This window comes from Streptomyces yangpuensis (assembly GCF_024666385.1).
Classification (GTDB): domain Bacteria; phylum Actinomycetota; class Actinomycetes; order Streptomycetales; family Streptomycetaceae; genus Streptomyces; species Streptomyces yangpuensis.
The window spans coordinates 242394-259433 of the sequence record NZ_CP102514.1; the positions used below are offsets into that span (position 1 = coordinate 242394).

Consider the following 17040-nt stretch of genomic DNA (forward strand, 5'->3'; position numbering starts at 1 on the left):
TACGCCCAGCATGAGGACGCCCCTCCGCCTTGCGATGCACCGCATCTGACGCCGCGCGCTGACCCACCGGGGATTACGGGACAGCCCTTAGGATGACGTCATGCCCGCCATGATCGTCCCGCCGCAGCGGACCCTGCGACTGGAACCCGTCAGCGCCGACAACTTCGACGCGGTGTGTGCCGTTCAAGTGCGCCCCGATCAGGCGCACTTGGTCTCCCCCGTCGTGAAGTCCCTCGCCGAGGCCTACGTCCACCCCACCTGTGCCTGGCCGCGTGCCGTCGTCGACGGAGACAATGTCGTCGGCTTCGTGATGGCCTTCCACGACATCGTCTGGGACCCGGCGACCGACCCGGCCGACCGGCGCAGCGGCATCTGGCGCCTCAACATCGACGCCGGCCGACAGGGCAAGGGCTACGGCCGCTTCGCCGTGCACTCCGTCATCGACGAGATCCGCCGCCGCGGCACCCACTCGGCGGTCCACGTCAGCTGGCACCTCGGCCCCGGCAGCCCCGAACCCTTCTACCTGGGACTCGGGTTCACCCCCACCGGCGAACTCAGCGGTGACGAACGCGTGGGCGTACTCACCCTCGGCCCGGCCGCACCTCCGGCGGGCTGAGGACCACCGTTCCCCCGGGCCCCGGCGCCAGCCCCGCCTCGGGCCCGGACCCGCCCGCACGGAAGGCCTGGGGGCTCATCCCCCGGACCCGTTTGAAGGCCGCCGACAGGGCGAACGCGCTCCCGTAGCCGACCCGGCGGGCCACCCTCTCCACCGTGGCGTCCGGCTCGCGCAGCATGTCCGCCGCCAGCGCGAGCCGCCAGCCCGTCAGATAGCCGACGGGCGGCTCCCCCATCACCTCCCTGAACCGGCGGGCCAGCGAAGCCCGTGACACCCCGACCCGTACGGCCAGTTCCGCCACGGTCCACGCATGCGCCGGGCTCTCGTGCAGCAGCCGCAGCGCCGGGCCGACCACCGGATCGCTCTGGGCGCGGAACCAGGCGGGCGCGCTCGAACCGGCCGCCGACGGCCACGCCCGCAGGACCCCGATCAGCAACAGGTCCAACAGCCGGTCCAGCACCACCTCCTGGCCCGGCTCCTCGCTGGAGATCTCGGAGGCGAGCAGCTCGATCAGCGTCGCGTCCGCGGCCTTCGCCGGCCTGACCAGGATCTTCGGCAGTGCCCCCAGCAGTCGGCGGCCGATCTCGCTCGGCGCCTGATAGGTGCCGCTGAGCATCACCGCCGAACCGGGGTGCTGGTGGGCGGCTCCCCACGTCCGCACACCCAGCGCCATGGAGTCCGTGACGTCCTCCCCCTCCGGTGTGTTGCACCGCTGGTCCGCTCCCACCGTCACCGTCACCGGTGTGTCCGGGGAGTCGGCCACCGTGTACGGGTCGGGCCCGCGCACCAACGCCACGTCGCCCGGGGCTACCAGTACCGGCTCTCCCCCGTCGGGCAGCAGCCACGCGGAACCGCGCACCATCGTCGCGATCGACAGCGGAGCGCGGTCCTCGATCCGCATGGCCCACGGCGGGTTGAGGACGGACTTGAGCAGGAAGGCCCCCCGGGCCTGGGGGCCTTCGAGCAGGCCGGTCAACATGTCCATGGGTACATCTTCCCCACCGCGGCGCTCCGGGCCGGTCAGGCGGAAGGGACGTCCCAGACGCCGGTGGCCGCCGCCTCGCGGGCGAAGTCCGCGAAGTCCCTGGGCGTGCGGCCCAGGACCTCCTCGACCCCGTGGACGAGGTGCGCGTTGCGCCCGTCCACGATCAGGTTGAACAACTCGGCGAAGTCCTCCGGGACACCGTGCTCCCGCAGTTCCGCGCGGTAGGCCTCGTCCGTGACCGGTACGTAGACGATTTCCCGGCCGGTGACCTCCGACAGCTCGGCCGCGACGTCGGCGAAGCTCATGAGCCGGGGGCCCGACAGCTCGTACGTCCTGCCGATGTGCCGGTCGTCGGTCAGCGCGGCCACCACCACGTCGGCGATGTCCTCGGTGTCGACGAACGCCTCGACCCCGTCCGCGGTCGGCAGGGCGATCACCCCGGCCAGTACCGGCTCCAGGAAGAAGCTCTCGTCGAAGTTCTGGTTGAACCAACTGGCCCGGACGACCGTCCAGTCGGCCCCGGACGCCTTCAGCTTCTCCTCGCTGAGCTGCGCGGCCTCCTCTCCCCGCCCGGACAGCAGCACGAGGCGGCGTGCCCCGGCGGCGACCGCGGCCTCGGCGAAGGCGCCCACCTGCTCCGGGGCGCCGGGGAAGGCGAGGTCGGGGTAGTAGGTCACGTACACCCGGTCGACGCCTTCCAGCGCCGGGAGCCAGGTGGTGGGCTCGTTCCAGTCGAAGGCAGGCGTCCCGCTGCGGGACCCGACCCGGACGGGCCGGCCCTGGGCCGTCAACTTCTCGGCGACCTTGCGGCCGGTCTTGCCGTTCCCCCCGATGACGAGGGTGAGGGCCTGGGTGTCGCTCTTCGTCGTGTTCGTCGCGTTCGTCGTGTTCGTCGTGTTGGTCATGACCTCAGTCAAGTCGAACGGCCCGAGACGCGACATAGCCGAAACGCTCATCTGCATACGCGAGCGTCTACGAGGGCGACGCGGTCACCTCTGCCCAGCACGACTCCAGCTGTTCCCGGAAAGCCGGCACGGTTCCGGCGTCGCAGTACAGGACCAGCACGAGCCTGCCGAGCACGACACCGTCGGGCTTGCGCGTGTACGACCAGCGCCTCCCGGCGCGCAGCAGGGCCCTGAAGAGCACCAGCCGCTCGTCGGGATCGTCCGGGAGTGCCTCGTCGGCGGCCTCCACGATCAGTACGCGGTGGTCCGCGGGCAGCCAGTGCAGGTCGCGCAGGCAGTCGTGCAGGGCGTTCCAGTTCCACCCGAAGTAGTCGGGCAGCCGCAGTCCGTCGTAGAAGCTCTGGAAGACCCCGTCGAGGTCGGCCATCTCCCGGCCGTCGACCCGCGCCACGTACGTCGTGCCCGTCGTGGGCAGCAGAAGATCGACGGGCAGCGCGCCCCCGGCCGCCATCACGTGCAGCCAGGGCGGGTCGTGCACCACGGCTCTCATCCCCTCTTCCTCGGACCGCCGTTGACGGCGGCGAACTGCGCAGTCCGGAGCGTAACCGGCCCGTGGGGCGGTGTGGACGGGGGTGGACAGTGGTGGGCAGTCTCCGGCGCGGTGGGAGCTGGAGAGTGGACAGCGCTTGACGGGACTGTGTGACGGGTGCCGGTCGAACGCGCCGGCGCGTTCGACCGGCACCCGCCTCCGCGCAACCATCCCCTCCTCGAAGGAGTCCCGTCATGACGTCCCGCCAGCTCCGTACCGTCGGCGTGCTGACCGCCGCCGCGGCGCTCTGCGCCACCGCCTCCACCGCCCATGCCGCGCAGGACACAGGCCGGCCTGCGCCGAGGATCGTCACCGCCTGGGCCGACGCCTGGAACGGCACCGATCCCCGGGCCCTCGGCGCCCTGTTCACCGCCGACGGCACGTACACCGACGAGGCCGTGGCCGTCACCTTCCGCGGCCGCAAGGAGATCTCCGGGTGGAAGGCCCGCGCCGACTCCCTCATCGACAACGTCCACGTCACCGTCCGCACCACCCGCGTCGAGGGGCACCGCGTCACCGTCCGGGCCGTGTACTCCGGCCACCTCAAGGGGGCGCCCAAGCCGTTCGCCGTTCCGATGACGACCGTCCTCGACCTCGACAGGAACCGCTGCCGGATCACCTCCGACAAGGACCACTACAGCCTGGCCACCGTCCTCAGCCAGTCGGGCCTCCCCGCCGACTGGGCCCCGCCCGTCGGCTGAGCCCACCTGGGCCACAATGGGCCGTCGGTGGTGGCCGGGGAATGGGCCACGGCTCAAGTCGACCGGGGGGAACGGATCATGCGTGTCGGGGTGTACCTCGCTCATCCGCGGGCGGGCAGTTTCAACCATGCGGTGTTCGACGCCGTCGTGGACGAGTTGGAGGGGCGGGGGTGCCGGGTGGTCGCGCACGATCTGTGCGCCGAAGGCTTTCCGCCCCTGCTGTCCGCCGCGGAGACGGGCACCGTCTCCGCGGCCGCGAGCGCGGACGATCCGCACGTGGCTCTGCACCGGCGGGAGGTGGCCGGACTCGACGCTCTGGTGTTCGTCCACCCGAACTGGTGGGGCATGCCGCCGGCCGTCCTGACGGGCTGGGTGCAGCGCGTCCTCGTACCCGGCGTGGCCTACAAGCTGGGTACCGCCGACGGCGAGCCCGCCGGGCTGCTGTCGGCCGGCCGGGCCCTCGTGCTGAACACCTCCGACACCCCGGGCGCGCGTGAGGAGAGCGAGTTCGGCGACCCGCTCCAGCGGATCTGGGCCGCCTGTGTCCTGCCGTACGTGGGAGTCGCCGACGTGCGCCGGGTGGTCTTCCGTACCGTCACCGACTCCACCGACGAGACCCGCCGGGCCTGGCTTCTGCAGGCCCGGGGGGAGGCCGCCGCGCTGGTGTCCTGACCCCCTGCCGGGGGCCGGGCCGCCGTCAGGCCGCCGGGATCGTCGACGTCGGCGTGTTCCAGCCGGAGATCCGCAGCCGGGGCGCGCTGCCGTGCAGGTCCGCGGTCCGGTACGTCGCCGTCAGCGTGACCGACTCCCCCGGCCAGAGGCTGACCTGGTTGTCGGTCCACCGCACGGGCAGCACCGGTGTCCCCTGCTCCCCCACCAGGTGGACGTCCGTCAGCAGGGCCGGGGTGCCGCCGGTGCCCGCGTGGCGCAGGGTCACGGTCGTCGTGGACGTGCCGGAGGCTTCGGCCGTCGTGGAGGCGTCGGCCGTCGTGGAGGCCGTGGCGGCGACCGCCGTCCGCGGCATCGCGTTCAGCCCGCTCAGGTCTGCGTAGGAGGTGGTGGGCGTGTAGTACCAGTCGCTGCGCTCGTAGTCGAGGACGTCCTCCTCGGTGGAGAGCCAGTAGACGTTGCGGCTCACCTCCCGTCCGGCGGCGTCGGTGAGCAGCAGCCTGGCCAGGTACGTGGTGGGCAGGCCCGGCACCGACTCTGGGACCGTGAGCACGGTGCTGCTCACGCCGCCGCCGGCGACGCTCAGGCCGGTCGCCGTGCGGTCGTACTTCTGTGTGCCGTCGGGGGCGAAGAGCGTCACCCGGGCGGTCAGTCCGGAGGCGGGTGCGGGGCGGTTGTTGACGACCGTCACGGAGCGGTCGTCGTAGCCGTACTGGACGTGCAGGGGTTCGTTCGCCTTCTTCGCGCCGAAGTATGCGCCGCCCTGGTCGAGGTAGCGGTCCACGAGCTGCCAGTGGAGCGAGGTCCAGCCGCTGTTGAACATCCAGTAGACGACGCCCGTCGACGGGTCCGAGGGGTCCTTGGCGTTGCGGGCGTACGCCTCGAACTGTGCGCGTACGTTCTCGTACTGGGCGAGCTGCGCCTTGCGTACGTAGTCCTCCAGGCTCGCAGGGGCTCCGTAGCGGGCGGTGAGGGCGGCGGCGTAGAGCTCCAGTGTGTCGAAGGTGGCGGACGGGGAGCGGTGGTACTGGGGCGCGGTCGGGTCCTTCCACAGCGTTTCGAGTTCGGCCGGGGTCATCATGCGGCGCAGGGTGTCGAGGGTCGGGATGTCGGGGCCGGCGCTGGTCTCGGAGTTGAAACCGCTGGCCCCTCCCTCGCGCTTGTCGTACCAGTAGCCCGGCGGGACCCAGTCGTACGGTCCGGTCATCTTCATGCCGGAGCGGCCGGTGATCGGTGACGAGGTGTCGGAGGCGGCGGGGATCACGGGGGCGGTCCAGTCGGCGGCTTTCAGCGCGTCGAGGTAGCCGCGCTCGATCTCCTCGTTCGGCGCGGCGTCACTGCCGATCAGGAAGGAGATGACGCTGGGGTGGTGGCGCAGCCGGGCGGCCTCGGCGGCCATCGAGGCCCGGGCCACGGAGTGGTCGGCGGTGGTCCACCGTTCGCCGGAGCCGGAGCGGTTGGTCTCGCCCTCCCATTTGGTGCAGCACTCCCAGCCGGGGAGGGTGAGGATGCCGTGCCGGTCGGCGAGGTCGAAGAACTCGTCGGGCTCGATGTGTCCTTCCAGGCGCAGGGTGTTCAGGCCGAGGTCGAGGGCGTACTTCAGGCGGTCCTCGGTGTAGGTCGGGTCCCAGCGGAGGAACGCGTCGGGGGACCAGCCGCCGCCCTTGACGAGGAGGGGGCGGCCGTTGATCTCGTACTGGCGGGCGCCGTCCGCGTTGAGGGGTGCGCGTACGTCGCGGATGCCGAAGGCCTGGTGGGCGGTGTCGGAGGGGGTGGTGTTCACGGTGGCCGTGAGGTCGAGCGCATACATCGGCTGCCCGCCCATGTGGGCCGGCCACCACACGCGGGGCGATTCCAGCCGCAGCGCGGGATGTTCGGCGGGTGCGAAGGCCACCGCCCGGGTCTCGTGGGGGGCGAGCGTGACACTGCGGCCGAAGGGCGCGCCGCCGACGGTGCCGGACAGGGTCGTGGTGACGGTGGCGTCGGAGTCGTTGCGCAGCCGGGCCTTGACGGTGAGGTCGGCGGACGCCATGGACGGCATGGCGAGGGTGGTCACCACGTGGGCGTCGCGCAGGGCGACCGGTCCGGCGCGGCGGACGGTGACGTCGCGGACGATGCCCATGTTCTGGTCCGGGGGCGGTTGCAGCCAGTCGAGCCAGCCCATGGTGAGGTGCTTGCGCGGATTGTTGGGCTGGATCCGGAAGGCGACGGTATTGGTTCCGGGCCGGACGAGGGCGGTGACGTCGAACTCGTGGCGGGTGTAGGCGCCGGTGACCGTGCCGGTGGTGGCGATCCGGTGTCCGTTGACGTAGACGTCGGCGGCGGAGATGACGCCGCTGAGGTCCAGGTGGGTACGGGCCGTCGTGTCGGCGAGGGTGAAGTCGGAGCGGTACCACCAGGGCACGGTGAAGTCCGCGGCGGGGATCAGCTTCTGCCGGGTGGAGTGGAAGGGGTCCGGGTACACGCCGGCGGCGAGCAGCGCGGCGAGGACGGTGGACCGGGGGCCCGCGGAATACCAGCCGGTGGCCGGATAGCCGGGGCTGGACACGGCTTCGGCGGTGTCGGTGACCCTGGCGGTGGACTGCACGGCGTAGCCCGAGAGGGGGGTCGCGCTGCCGGGCGTGTCGGGCACGGCGGTCGTCGGCGCCGTGGCCGACGGCGTACGGGGTGCCGACCCGGGGGCGGGTACGGCGGGGGTCGCCGCGCCGGAGGTGCCCGCGGCGAGGAGGAGCGCCAGGCCGGCCACGGCGAGGGCGACGGCCCGCGTGCGGTGGCGGCGGTGGGGGCCGTGGGGGCGGTGCGGGCGTTGGCGGCAGGGGTGGGCGAGGCGGCGGAGCACGGGGCCTCCCGCGGGACGGGGCCCGGAATCGGGCGCGGCCGGCGGCGGGCGCGGCTGATCCGTGGGCTGCTCATCGGGGTGGGCGTCCCGCCCGCCGCGCGGCGGCCGGGCCGGAGGTGACCGAGTCTGCCACGGGCGCGGCCGCGTGCGGTGGCGACAGCCCGTGGGCGCCGAAGCTTCTCCCGCCGAACCTTCCCCCGCCGAATCTTCTCCGGCCGAACCTGGTCCCGACGGCCCCTCTCCCGCCGTGCCGCTTCCGGTACACCGCTCGCCCCGCGCCCCGCGCCCGGCCCCGCGCGCCGCGGCCCCCGAGCACGCACCCCGGGCCCGCGCCCCGCTCAGGGGAGCACGACGGCCGGATAGTCCTCGGTGTAGGACGCGCCGTCCGCCCCGTAGTAGGTGCAGGTGCGGGCGGCGGTGTCGACGTCGTACCGGACGATGCCCGCAGCCCAGCAGCCGCGGACGAACTCGGGGAACGTCGTCTCCCCGGCCTGGTCCGCCCGCAGCGCCGCGATCAGGCCGGCCCGGTCGAACGGCGGTGCCACGGCGAAGCCGGTGACGAGCGGCTCGCCTTGGACGACAACGTTCCCGTGCCCGGTCAGGTACAGGAAGGCGTTGCTGGGCACGGCCATACGGCAGTGGCTCACACCGGCCTGCCGCAGGCTCTCGGCGAGATAGGGGAAGGGGTTGCCGCGGTACGGCATGCTGAGGTGATCGGGCCTCTCGCCGAGAAGGCCAGGGTGGGGCTGACGGATGCGGATGGAGCCGCCGCGATGCTGGGAATATCCCGGCGTCAGGTGTATGTGCTGGTGGGGCGGTGGCGCGCGGGTGTGGGGGTGGTCTCGGATCTACTGCCGGGCCGTTCCAGTGGTGGCCGCGGGAGTGGGCGGCTGCCGGATGAGGTCGAGGCGATCGTTGCCGAGGTGCTGCGCAGGTGGTACCTGACGCGGCAGCGCCGGAGTGTGGCGGCCGTTCACCGGGAGATCGCACGCCAGTGCCGCCTTGGTGGGCTGCGGGTTCCGTCGCGGGGGTCGGTGGTGCGGCGGATCGCGCGGCTGGAGCCGGTCTCTTCCACGGTCGCGCGGGAGGGGAGCGAGGCGGCCCGCCGGTTGCAGCCACCCGGGGGTGTGCCGCCTGCCGTGGTCGATCTGCTGGAGCAGGTCCAGGTCGACCACACGCCGGTGGACGTGATCGTGGTCGACGAGCAGCACAGGATGCCGATCGGCCGCCCGTATTTGACGGTGGCGATCGATGTGGTCAGCCGGTGCGTGGTGGGCTTGGTGGTGACGCTGGAGGCGCCGTCGGCGAGCCGCCGAAGCCGCCGGCCGACGCATCGGCCGCCCCGTCGCCCACTCCGCCGACAAGATCGAGTACGCCAGACTCCTCAAGCAGCAAGGCACCAGCCTCGGGCAGCTCGCGGCGAAGACCGGAATCCCCAAGACCTCGCTTCACCGCTACCTCGCGGACATGTTCTCGCCATCGCGCCGTCCGGAGACTCACAATGACCCTGGCTCCTGACCCGCAGCAAGTCGAGGTCATCGGACGGAGCGGAAGCCCTGTCGCGAGCGGCAGTCGACAGCCCCATTCCGCAGCCGGGGACCCGTCTGGGATGGGAAGCTGATCCGGATCAGGGTGGCAGTCTTGGCGAAGATCCCTGGCATTCGGCGGGTCTCTGGTATCGGGCGTATCGCCTTCGCGATCACGTCATGATCCCCATCGTGCCGGTTCGCTGACAGGAGGGACAGGAATGTTCGAAACGGGGGAGGCGTAGCGGTGCGAGACCAGCTCCTTGGGAGCCGTTACCGGTTGGTTAAACAGCTCGGCGAGGGCGGAATGGGGCAAGTATGGGAGGCACAGGACGAGACGCTGGGGCGGCCCGTCGCAGTCAAGGTGATCTCCCTGCTCTCCGGTGGTGGAAGCCGCGGTGACGAGGCACGCGCCAGGTTCCTGCGCGAGGCACAGATCACCGCCCAGCTGCAGCACCCCAACATCGTGACCGTCCACGACCTCGGCGAGACCGGCACAGGGGACGCCAAGGCCCCGTTCCTGGTGATGGAGCGAGTGCGAGGCGAGGGCCTGGACGCGAAGCTACGCCGGGACGTCGTCACCTTGCCGGACGCTGCCCGATGGGGCGCGCAGATATGCGACGCGCTTGCCGACGCGCACAGCGCCGGAATCACGCACCGAGACATCAAGCCGTCCAACATCCTCATCACGCCTACCGGCACAGTGAAGGTCCTCGACTTCGGCATCGCGCGGGCGGCCGACCCCTACGCGACTTCGGACCGCCTCACCCAGACCGGCTTCATCGTGGGGACACCCCCCTACATGGCGCCCGAACAAGCACGCGGCTTCCCGGAACCGCGCAGCGACCTGTACGCGCTCGGCTGCCTTCTCTTCGAACTGATCACGGGCCAGCTGCCGTTCCAGGCCCCCGACACCCTGGGCTACCTCACGGCCCACCTCACCCAGGAACCGCCTGCCCCCAGCTCCGTGTCCGCGGGCATCCCATCTACCTGGGACGACCTCGTGCTCAGCCTGCTGCACAAGGACCCCGACCAGCGGTACCCGAACGCTGTCGACGTCGCTCAGGCCCTGCGACAACTCGACCACGCACCCCAGCCCACGCCATCAACAGGCGAGCCCACTCCATCCCCCACCATGTCAGGCACGACTCCGCTCCGGCATGTCTACGGCGACGCCCCGAGGCGCATCGCGCTCGCCATGCGCGCTCTGCTCGCCAAACGCACCGCGGAAACCGTCACCCACCAGGCGACGCTGCTGAACCATCTCCCCAAGGTCGCTTTGCCGACGTCACCGCCCCTGGCGGTCGATGCCGAGAAAACGCCGCCGCAGGGTGCCCGACCGGTTCAGACGCATGCGCGGAAAACCATCGCGAGGTACACACCCGTGGCGGGTCAAGTCCCCCCTCACCCCGATACGGCACCGACCAATAGCCAGAAGCCCCTTGCCAGAACCGCGACTGCTGTGACGGCGTTGGTATGCCTTCTCATGGTTCAGGTCATCCCCTTCGCGACCGCCCAGGCCGTCGACATCGGTCGGATGACGAGCGACGAACGGATGGTGCGGATGACGCTGTTCGGCGTCGAGACAGCCATGCTCGCCATCGGCGTGCTGCTGCTGTTCGCGCGGAACACAGCCGGACGTTGGCTGATCGCGGCAGGCGGCATCGGCTTGGCTCTGCAAGCCGCGGAAGCCATGCTTTTCTCCGACGGGATCGGCCATGCCCTGCGGGGCGCCCTACCCCTGGCCGCCGTCACAGCGGCGCTCTCCGCCACCCTGGCCGTGCGACGTCAACGGCCACGCTAGGGATCTACCAGAGGTCTCCCGCTCGTCGGCGACAGGCTTGTGGCTCACCGCTGGTGCCACCAGCCAGGAGCCCGGGACCCAAGGATCAGGCGAAGCCGGCCGGGGCTCACCACGGTCCTGACCAGCGGAGCCTGCGCCACATCGACTCGCGCCGACCGGAGCGACAGGACCACTCACGCCGGAGTGCATGGGGCTTCGGCCATCCGTGGAGTCGGCTTCGGAACCTGACAAAAAGACCAGTTCAGCATGGCTGTCAAGCGCGAAGGGTCCAGATAACAGCCTGCTCGTCCGTCAGGAACTCGACCGCCACAACAGCTCTCCGAAGATCGACAACATCGACCCTCGAAGGCTCCGACGCTCAATCACCCACGTCATTCATGACATCATGATGACAAGTCGACAACATGTTGTCTAATGTCGTCAAGCCGTAGCCCTGTCCTGCGGGAGCTTTTATGATCTTCGGCATGGCTACGAGACTCGTGCAGATCAACATGAAGGCCCACGACGACTCCGCGCTCGGCCGGTTCTGGGCCGAGGCACTCGGGTGGGGCATCGACAGCGAGGGGCCCGGCGTGACGAACCTCGAACCCGTGGGCTTCACCTACCCCCACCCCAGCGCCGTCTGCATCGACCTCATCGCCCGCCCCGAACCCAAGACGGGGAAGAACCGGGTGCACCTCGATCTGGCCACCACCTCCACGGCCCACCAGGCGGAGCTGGTCGCGCGCCTGCGCGAGCTGGGCGCGACGCTCGCCGACGTGGGGCAGGGCGACGTCCCCTGGACGGTCATGGCCGACCCGGAGGGCAACGAGTTCTGCGTCCTGGAACCCCGTCCGGTCTACGAGGACACCGGGCCGATCGCAGCGGTGGTGGTCGACTGTTCCGACCCGCGGGCGATGGCCCGGTTCTGGGACGAGGCGATGGACTGGAAGCTCCACGAGGTCACCGACGAGGGGGCGACCATGCGTTCCGCCCAAGGCGTCGGCCCCTACCTGGAGTTCGTGCGCACCCCCGACACCAAGAGCGGGTGGAACCGCGTGCACCTCGACATCAGTCCCTACCGCGGCGACGACCCGGCAGTGGAGGAGGCCCGGCTGCGCGCCCTGGGCGCCACGGACCCCGGTATCGACCAGTCCGCGATCTCCTGGAGCATTCTGGCCGACCCGGAGGGCAACGAGTTCTGCCTCCTCTCCCCTCGCTGACCCTGCGCAACGGCCGCCCGCCCGACCCGCCCCCGCGCGGCTCGGGCGGCCTATCCTCCAGGCATGGAGGCACTCGCCGCACGACTGTCGCAGTTGGACGCGCATGCGGAAGGGGCGATCCGCGTCGTCACGTTCTACGACACGCTGATGCGCCGGCGGGTGGACCTGCCCGCGCTGGCCCGGTCCTCGGCAGGGCTGGCCGAATGCGTGGCCGGGGTCCGGCTCCACGGTACGGGTCGGGTGGTGCGCGCCTCGCCCGACGGAACGGACGCGTCCGCCCCGCCCGGACCCGCGTCCACCACCGCGCCGATCACCCTGGACGAGGAGGAGATCGGCGCGGTCTGGCTGGAGCGCGCCGGCCCTCCCCACCCCCTCGACGACGTACTGCTCGACCGGCTGGCCATCGCCGCCGCCGCGGTCGTCGAACGGTACGGTCCGGCCAGCACCACCATGGCCGACCCCGCCCTCGTGGAACTGGCCGTCAGCGCCGACTGCGACGAGGCGGGCCGGGCCCGGGCGCTGCGGCTGCTGGGCTTCGCCGCGGACCTGCCCGTCCGCGCCGTCGCCGTACGGTCGGACGTTCCGCTGGACCGGGTCGCCGCCCTGCTCTGCCCGGGCCGGCCCGCGAAGGCGGCACCGCTCGCCGACGCCGGCATCGTCCTGGTCACCGCCACCGACACCGGCACTGCCGCCGGCAGCGCCGCCGATTCCGCCTCGTCGCAGTCGGACCTGCTCCCCGCAGGCGTCCGCGCGGGCGTGGGCGCCGCCGGAGATCCCGTGCGGTCCTGGCGGGAGGCCCGTACGGCCCTCCGCTTCACGGCCGAGCGCCGGCCGGTCGTCCGCTACGCCGACCTGGGCGCGCTGGCCCTGCTGGCCGAGATACCCGAGGACGTCGCGCGCGCCAACCACGACGTGGCCGCGATCGCCCGCCTGGCGCGCCATCCGGAGGACCTGGAGACCCTGGACGCCTTCTGTGCCACGGGCTCCCTGCGCCGCGCCGCCGACCGCCTCCACCTGCACCACAGCAGCGTCGCCCGCAGGATCGAACAGATCACGAAGACCCTGGGCATCGAACTCGCCCACCCCGCAGGCCTCATGCGGGCCGGGCTCGCCCTCACCGCGTGGCGGCTGCTGGACGGCTGACACAGCAAGGGCCGGTGCCGCAAGAATTGTTGAACGTTGCCGCAATGGCCAGGAATATTCGCTCAATTTGGTGACTTGCGCACTGATGTTTCATCATCATGACTGCACGTCAGCTTTCGACGTGCGTCGAGGAGGCGGGGGCGCCGGGGGGTCCCCCGTTCGTACCGGCAGATGCGGCAGGCGAGTCCTTGTGCTCGCCGTGCCCCGCCGTGGCTCCCGTCCCACTTCCGTCACCTAGGCAAAGGCCCATGTCCGCCCAGCAACTCTCGGACCTCATACGTTTCGCCCGTCACAACTCGCCCTTCTACCGGGACCTCTACGCGTCCCTGCCGGCGCACGCCGACCGGCTCACCGACCTTCCGGTGGTCGACCAGGAGGCGTTCTGGGCGGCCAACACCCTGCACGACAGCCGCGTACTGACCGGCCCGCTCAGCGAGGCCACGGTCTACAAGACCGGCGGCACCACCGGGTCCCCGAAGTTCTCCGTCTACACCCGGGACGAGTGGCGCACCTTCGTCACCTCCTTCGGGCAGGGCCTGGTGGACACCGGGCTGCGCCCCGGACACCGCGTCGCCGACCTCTTCTACGCCGGGGAGCTCTACGCCAGCTTCCTGTTCGTCCTCGACTCGCTCGCCCACGCGCCCGTGGACAACGTCCGCCTGCCCATCGGCGGCGGCGCGCCGCTGGAGTCGACGATCCCGACGCTGCGCGATCTCGCGGCGCAGGTGCTCGCCGGCACTCCCACCACCCTGTGCCGGCTCGCCGAACAGGTCGTCGCGTCCGGCGTCCGCCTCGACTCCGTCGAGCTGCTGCTCTTCGGCGGTGAGGCGCTCTTCGACGACCAACGGCGCCTCCTGGCCACGGCGTTCCCCCGCGCCGAGGCCCGGTCCGTCGGCTACGCCAGCGTCGACGCCGGCCTGCTCGGCCGCCCCGTACCGGGCGCCGACGCGCGGGTGCACCGGGCCTTCACCCCGTACTCCGTCGTCGAGATTCTCGACGACACCACGGACGAGCCCGTCACCGAGCCGGGACGCCCCGGCCGGGTCGTCGTCACGAGCCTGTTCCGCCGTCTGATGCCGATCATCCGCTACCCCGCCGGCGACCGGGCCGAATGGACCGGCACCGGACCGGGGCACTTCCGGATCCTCGGACGCGCCGAGGAGGGTGTACGGGTCGGCCCCGTGTCCCTCTACACGCAGGACGCCCAGGACGCCGTGGCCACCGCCGACACCGCCGGTCAGGTGGTCGGCATGCAGCTCGTCGTCCGGCGCTGGGACGGCCGCGACGGGCTCGTCCTGCGGCTGGCCACCGCCCCGGGCGGGGAACGTGGCACCGAAGGCAATGCCGAGCGGGACGCCGAACGGCGGGAGGCACTGGCCCGGGCCGTCGTCGCCGAACTGGAGACCGTACGGCCTCTGTACCCCGACAGCGTGCGCGCCGGGTTCGTGCACCCGGTGTCCGTGGAGTGGGCGCGCCACCGCGACCTCGCCGTCAACCCGCGCTCGGGCAAGCTCGTCCGGGTCCTGGACGAGAGGCCCACGGCATGACCGCCCCCGCACCCGCCTCCGCCCCCAACCCCTCAGCCGCCGCCGAAACCACCATCGCAACTGACTCCGCGACCGCCGCAGCCGCAGCCGCAGGTTCGAACGGCACGGTCCGGCGGACCCCGCTGATCCTGCGCAACCGCGCCTTCGCCGCCGTCTGGCTGGGCCAAGTCCTCACCCAGGCCGCCGTGCGCATGTTCCAGGTCGGCGTGTCCTGGTGGATCGTGGCCTACGCCGTGCGCGACGCCCGCGGTCTGGCCTCCGGACTGTTCATGGCCGCCTGCACACTGCCCGCCGTGGTACTGGCGCCCGTGGTGGCCCGGACCGTGGCCGGGGTCGCCCACCGCTCTGTGCTGCGGACCGCCGCCGGCCTGGCCGCGGCCACGGCCGGCGTCCTCGCGGTGTGGGCGCAGGGCGGCGGACCGCCGCTCGCCGGGGTGTACGCCGCCGGCCTCGCGCTGGCCACCTGCCAGGCGTTCTTCGACCCGTGCCTGACCACGTCGGTGCCGGAACTCGTCGACGACGCCGACATCGAGACGGCGACCGGCTTCGAGCTGTCCACCCAGTCCCTCGCGGGTCTCGGCGGAGCGCTGCTCGGCGCCCTCACCGTCGACCGGGCCGGCATGGCCTGGCTCGCCGCCGGCTGCGCGGCCGCCTACGCGGGCGCCGCCGTCCTCGTCGCGAGTGCCCGCTTCCGCGGCCCGGCGTCGGCCGCGGCCCGCTCGGACGAGGCGCCCGCGCGGCGCCCGCTCCGCCGCATCCTCGGTGAACTGCCGCACATGCGCCGGATCCTGGTCTGCTTCACCGCGGCGAACCTCTTCACCGCCGCCGTGTTCGTCGTCATCCCGCTCTACACCCGCTCCGTCCTCGGCGGCGGTGGCGGCACGGTCGCCCTGCTGGAGGCCTCGCTGGGCACGGGCGCGCTCATCGGCGCCTTCACCGGCACCCGCGTGCCGGGCCGGCCCACGGTCGCCGGCGCGTACTGCCTGGGCCTGATGGCCCTCGCCCTGGCGCTGCCCGGCCTGTTCGCGGACCGCCTGGTCATCGCGGGCTGCCTGGCGGTGGCCGGCTGGTGCGCCGGGGCCGTCAGCGTCCGCTTCGTGGCCCTCTTCCAGCGGCTGGTGCCGACCGCCGACAAGCCCGGCTTCTTCGCGGTGATGCAGGCCGTCCTGGGCGCCTCCCTGCCGGTGGCGTCCCTGCTGTTCGGCTCCGCGGGCGACGTCCTTTCGCCGCAGACGCTGTGTCTGGTCCAGGGCGCCGGCCTGCTGCCCGCCGCCTGCGCGCTGGCCCTGCCGGAGACCCGTACGCCCGAACCCGCGCCCTCGGCGGAGCCGCGAACCCCGGCAGGCGCCCGGTGAACACCCTCGCCACCCCGGTCATCGCCCCTGCCACCCGGGCGGACATCGCCGAACTGCGCCAGCTCTACTACGCCGTCTACGGCCCCCACTACCCGGTGGCGCTCGGGACGGACCCGGCCGAGATGGCCCTGCTCATGGCGGACCCGCACTCCCTGTGGCTCATCGCCCGCTGCGCGGCGACCGGGGCCCTGACCGGGTCCGCCGCCATCCACGGCGAGGCAGGCAGCCGTATCGCCCGGCTGGAGGGCATCGCCGTGCACCCCGAGCACCGCTCCTCCGGGCTGGCCGCCGCCCTGACCGAGGCGCTCTGCGCCGAGATGCTGGACACGGGCCGGCTGGACTCGGTGTACGCGACCGTCCGCACCGTCGGTTCCGGGCCGCAGCGGGTCGTCGCCCGCAACGGCTTCCGTCCGCTGGGCATCCTGCCCAACGCGGTGGATCTCAGCAGCCGCGAGAGCCTCGCCCTCTACGCGCGTCACTCCCCCGGTGTGCTCGACCGCCGGGTGCCCGTGACCGAAGTGCCCGCCGCGCTGCTGCCGTTGCTGCGCACCGCCGGGGATGCCCTCGGCATCGGCTACCCGGAAGTGCGGGCCGCCGCCGGCCGCCCCCGCCCGGCGCCCGGCCACCAACGGGGCGTCGAGCGGCTGGAGATGATCGAGGCGCCCGCGTTCGTACGCCGCCGCTTCCGTGAGCGGTTCCCGGGCGCAGAGGGCTGGTTCTATCCGCTGCACACTCCGAACGTGCTGCTCACGCCCGAGGACGGCCGCTTCGAGGTGTACGCGTACCTCAACCGCGCCGGCGGGTACTGCTCCCTGCTGACCGCCCATCCCGACCCGGCGGCCGCGGCCGCCCATCTCGAACCCGTCACCCGGGCCCTGGCCCGCGCGGGCGCCGGCTACGTCGAGGCGCTGGTGCCGCTCGCCCACGAGGCGGCGCTCTCCGCCTTCCTCGCCCAGGGATTCGTCGCCGGAGCGCTCTACCCGGCGATGCGCGCGGACGGCGACGGCTTCCACGACTACGCCGTCCTGTCCCGCTCCAGCGAGCGGATCGACTTCCGCGGTGTCGCCGTCGAACCGCCCCTCCAGCCGTACCTGGACTGCTACGCGTCGGCCTGGGCGGCGGCGCACCTGCCCACACCATCCGAGGTTGCCCCATGAAC

15 protein-coding genes and 1 pseudogene are annotated in these 17040 nt (G+C 72.2%); 11 read left to right on the forward strand and 5 right to left on the reverse strand.

All coding sequences use genetic code 11. The annotated features are described in order from the left end of the window. The first annotated feature begins 109 nt into the window (after positions 1–109). A complete protein-coding gene (locus NRK68_RS01240; RefSeq protein ID WP_373024363.1) occupies positions 110–616 on the forward strand; it encodes a GNAT family N-acetyltransferase in 507 nt (168 codons plus the stop codon). Here the strand turns inward: NRK68_RS01240 and NRK68_RS01245 are convergent. From NRK68_RS01245 to NRK68_RS01255, 3 genes are all read right to left on the reverse strand, one after another. Next, positions 582–1601, reverse strand: coding sequence for an AraC family transcriptional regulator (locus NRK68_RS01245; RefSeq protein ID WP_183066111.1), 1020 nt, complete (start codon positions 1599–1601; stop codon positions 582–584). The two genes, NRK68_RS01240 and NRK68_RS01245, sit on opposite strands and share 35 nt — an antisense overlap. Positions 1602–1636: 35 nt before the next feature. After that, on the reverse strand, positions 1637–2506 hold the full coding sequence (locus NRK68_RS01250; protein WP_257854494.1) for an NAD(P)H-binding protein: 870 nt from the start codon (positions 2504–2506) through the stop codon (positions 1637–1639). Positions 2507–2573: 67 nt separating this feature from the next. Then, entirely contained in the window at positions 2574–3056 is a 483-nt protein-coding gene (locus NRK68_RS01255; protein ID WP_220818774.1) for a barstar family protein, read from the reverse strand. A gap of 233 nt (positions 3057–3289) precedes the next feature. Between NRK68_RS01255 and NRK68_RS01260 the strand changes: the two genes are divergently transcribed. Together NRK68_RS01260 and NRK68_RS01265 are read left to right on the forward strand one after the other, a co-directional pair. Beyond that, a complete protein-coding gene (locus NRK68_RS01260; protein ID WP_183066109.1) occupies positions 3290–3796 on the forward strand; it encodes a nuclear transport factor 2 family protein in 507 nt (168 codons plus the stop codon). A 78-nt stretch (positions 3797–3874) separates the two neighbouring features. Beyond that, positions 3875–4468, forward strand: coding sequence for an NAD(P)H-dependent oxidoreductase (locus NRK68_RS01265; RefSeq protein WP_183066108.1), 594 nt, complete (start codon positions 3875–3877; stop codon positions 4466–4468). Positions 4469–4493: 25 nt separating this feature from the next. Here NRK68_RS01265 and NRK68_RS01270 read toward each other — a convergent pair whose 3' ends face one another. Both NRK68_RS01270 and NRK68_RS01275 read right to left on the reverse strand, forming a co-directional pair. Continuing rightward, positions 4494–7304, reverse strand: coding sequence for a glycosyl hydrolase 2 galactose-binding domain-containing protein (locus tag NRK68_RS01270; protein ID WP_373023443.1), 2811 nt, complete (start codon positions 7302–7304; stop codon positions 4494–4496). 338 nt (positions 7305–7642) lie between these two features. Beyond that, complete coding sequence (locus NRK68_RS01275; RefSeq protein WP_257854497.1) at positions 7643–8008, reverse strand: DUF1398 family protein; 366 nt, start codon at positions 8006–8008, stop codon at positions 7643–7645. Positions 8009–8077: 69 nt separating this feature from the next. Here NRK68_RS01275 and NRK68_RS37080 point away from each other — a divergent pair. The 8 genes and pseudogenes from NRK68_RS37080 to NRK68_RS01310 form a co-directional block, all read left to right on the forward strand. Then, a pseudogene (locus tag NRK68_RS37080) lies at positions 8078–8602 on the forward strand (TnsB C-terminal domain-containing protein); the annotation flags it as partial. A gap of 67 nt (positions 8603–8669) precedes the next feature. Further along, a complete protein-coding gene (locus NRK68_RS36885) occupies positions 8670–8822 on the forward strand; it encodes a helix-turn-helix domain-containing protein (protein WP_373024365.1) in 153 nt (50 codons plus the stop codon). Between the two features lie 255 nt (positions 8823–9077). Next, the gene (locus NRK68_RS01285) at positions 9078–10634 is read left to right on the forward strand and encodes a serine/threonine-protein kinase (RefSeq protein WP_257854499.1); all 1557 of its coding nucleotides are present in this window, start codon (positions 9078–9080) and stop codon (positions 10632–10634) included. 464 nt (positions 10635–11098) lie between these two features. Next, the gene (locus NRK68_RS01290; RefSeq protein ID WP_183066106.1) at positions 11099–11836 is read left to right on the forward strand and encodes a VOC family protein; all 738 of its coding nucleotides are present in this window, start codon (positions 11099–11101) and stop codon (positions 11834–11836) included. Between the two features lie 63 nt (positions 11837–11899). Beyond that, positions 11900–12979 carry a helix-turn-helix domain-containing protein gene (locus NRK68_RS01295; RefSeq protein ID WP_183066105.1) on the forward strand — a complete coding sequence of 360 codons (1080 nt, stop codon included), beginning with the start codon at positions 11900–11902 and terminating at the stop codon, positions 12977–12979. A gap of 248 nt (positions 12980–13227) precedes the next feature. After that, entirely contained in the window at positions 13228–14526 is a 1299-nt protein-coding gene (locus tag NRK68_RS01300; RefSeq protein ID WP_257854500.1) for a phenylacetate--CoA ligase family protein, read from the forward strand. Then, a complete protein-coding gene (locus NRK68_RS01305; RefSeq protein WP_183066103.1) occupies positions 14523–15881 on the forward strand; it encodes an MFS transporter in 1359 nt (452 codons plus the stop codon). The genes NRK68_RS01300 and NRK68_RS01305 overlap by 4 nt, the downstream gene beginning before the upstream one ends. Then, positions 15878–17038 carry a GNAT family N-acetyltransferase gene (locus NRK68_RS01310; RefSeq protein WP_257854501.1) on the forward strand — a complete coding sequence of 387 codons (1161 nt, stop codon included), beginning with the start codon at positions 15878–15880 and terminating at the stop codon, positions 17036–17038. The genes NRK68_RS01305 and NRK68_RS01310 overlap by 4 nt, the downstream gene beginning before the upstream one ends. Positions 17039–17040 lie beyond the last annotated feature (2 nt).

Coding starts and splice junctions, on each gene's coding strand:
- NRK68_RS01240 (WP_373024363.1), top strand. CDS start 110: ATGATCGTCCCGCCGCAGCGGACCCTGCGACTGGAACCCGTCAGCGCC.
- NRK68_RS01245 (WP_183066111.1), bottom strand. CDS start 1,601: ATGGACATGTTGACCGGCCTGCTCGAAGGCCCCCAGGCCCGGGGGGCC.
- NRK68_RS01250 (WP_257854494.1), bottom strand. CDS start 2,506: ATGACCAACACGACGAACACGACGAACGCGACGAACACGACGAAGAGC.
- NRK68_RS01255 (WP_220818774.1), bottom strand. CDS start 3,056: ATGAGAGCCGTGGTGCACGACCCGCCCTGGCTGCACGTGATGGCGGCC.
- NRK68_RS01260 (WP_183066109.1), top strand. CDS start 3,290: ATGACGTCCCGCCAGCTCCGTACCGTCGGCGTGCTGACCGCCGCCGCG.
- NRK68_RS01265 (WP_183066108.1), top strand. CDS start 3,875: ATGCGTGTCGGGGTGTACCTCGCTCATCCGCGGGCGGGCAGTTTCAAC.
- NRK68_RS01275 (WP_257854497.1), bottom strand. CDS start 8,008: ATGCCGTACCGCGGCAACCCCTTCCCCTATCTCGCCGAGAGCCTGCGG.
- NRK68_RS01290 (WP_183066106.1), top strand. CDS start 11,099: ATGGCTACGAGACTCGTGCAGATCAACATGAAGGCCCACGACGACTCC.
- NRK68_RS01295 (WP_183066105.1), top strand. CDS start 11,900: ATGGAGGCACTCGCCGCACGACTGTCGCAGTTGGACGCGCATGCGGAA.
- NRK68_RS01300 (WP_257854500.1), top strand. CDS start 13,228: ATGTCCGCCCAGCAACTCTCGGACCTCATACGTTTCGCCCGTCACAAC.
- NRK68_RS01305 (WP_183066103.1), top strand. CDS start 14,523: ATGACCGCCCCCGCACCCGCCTCCGCCCCCAACCCCTCAGCCGCCGCC.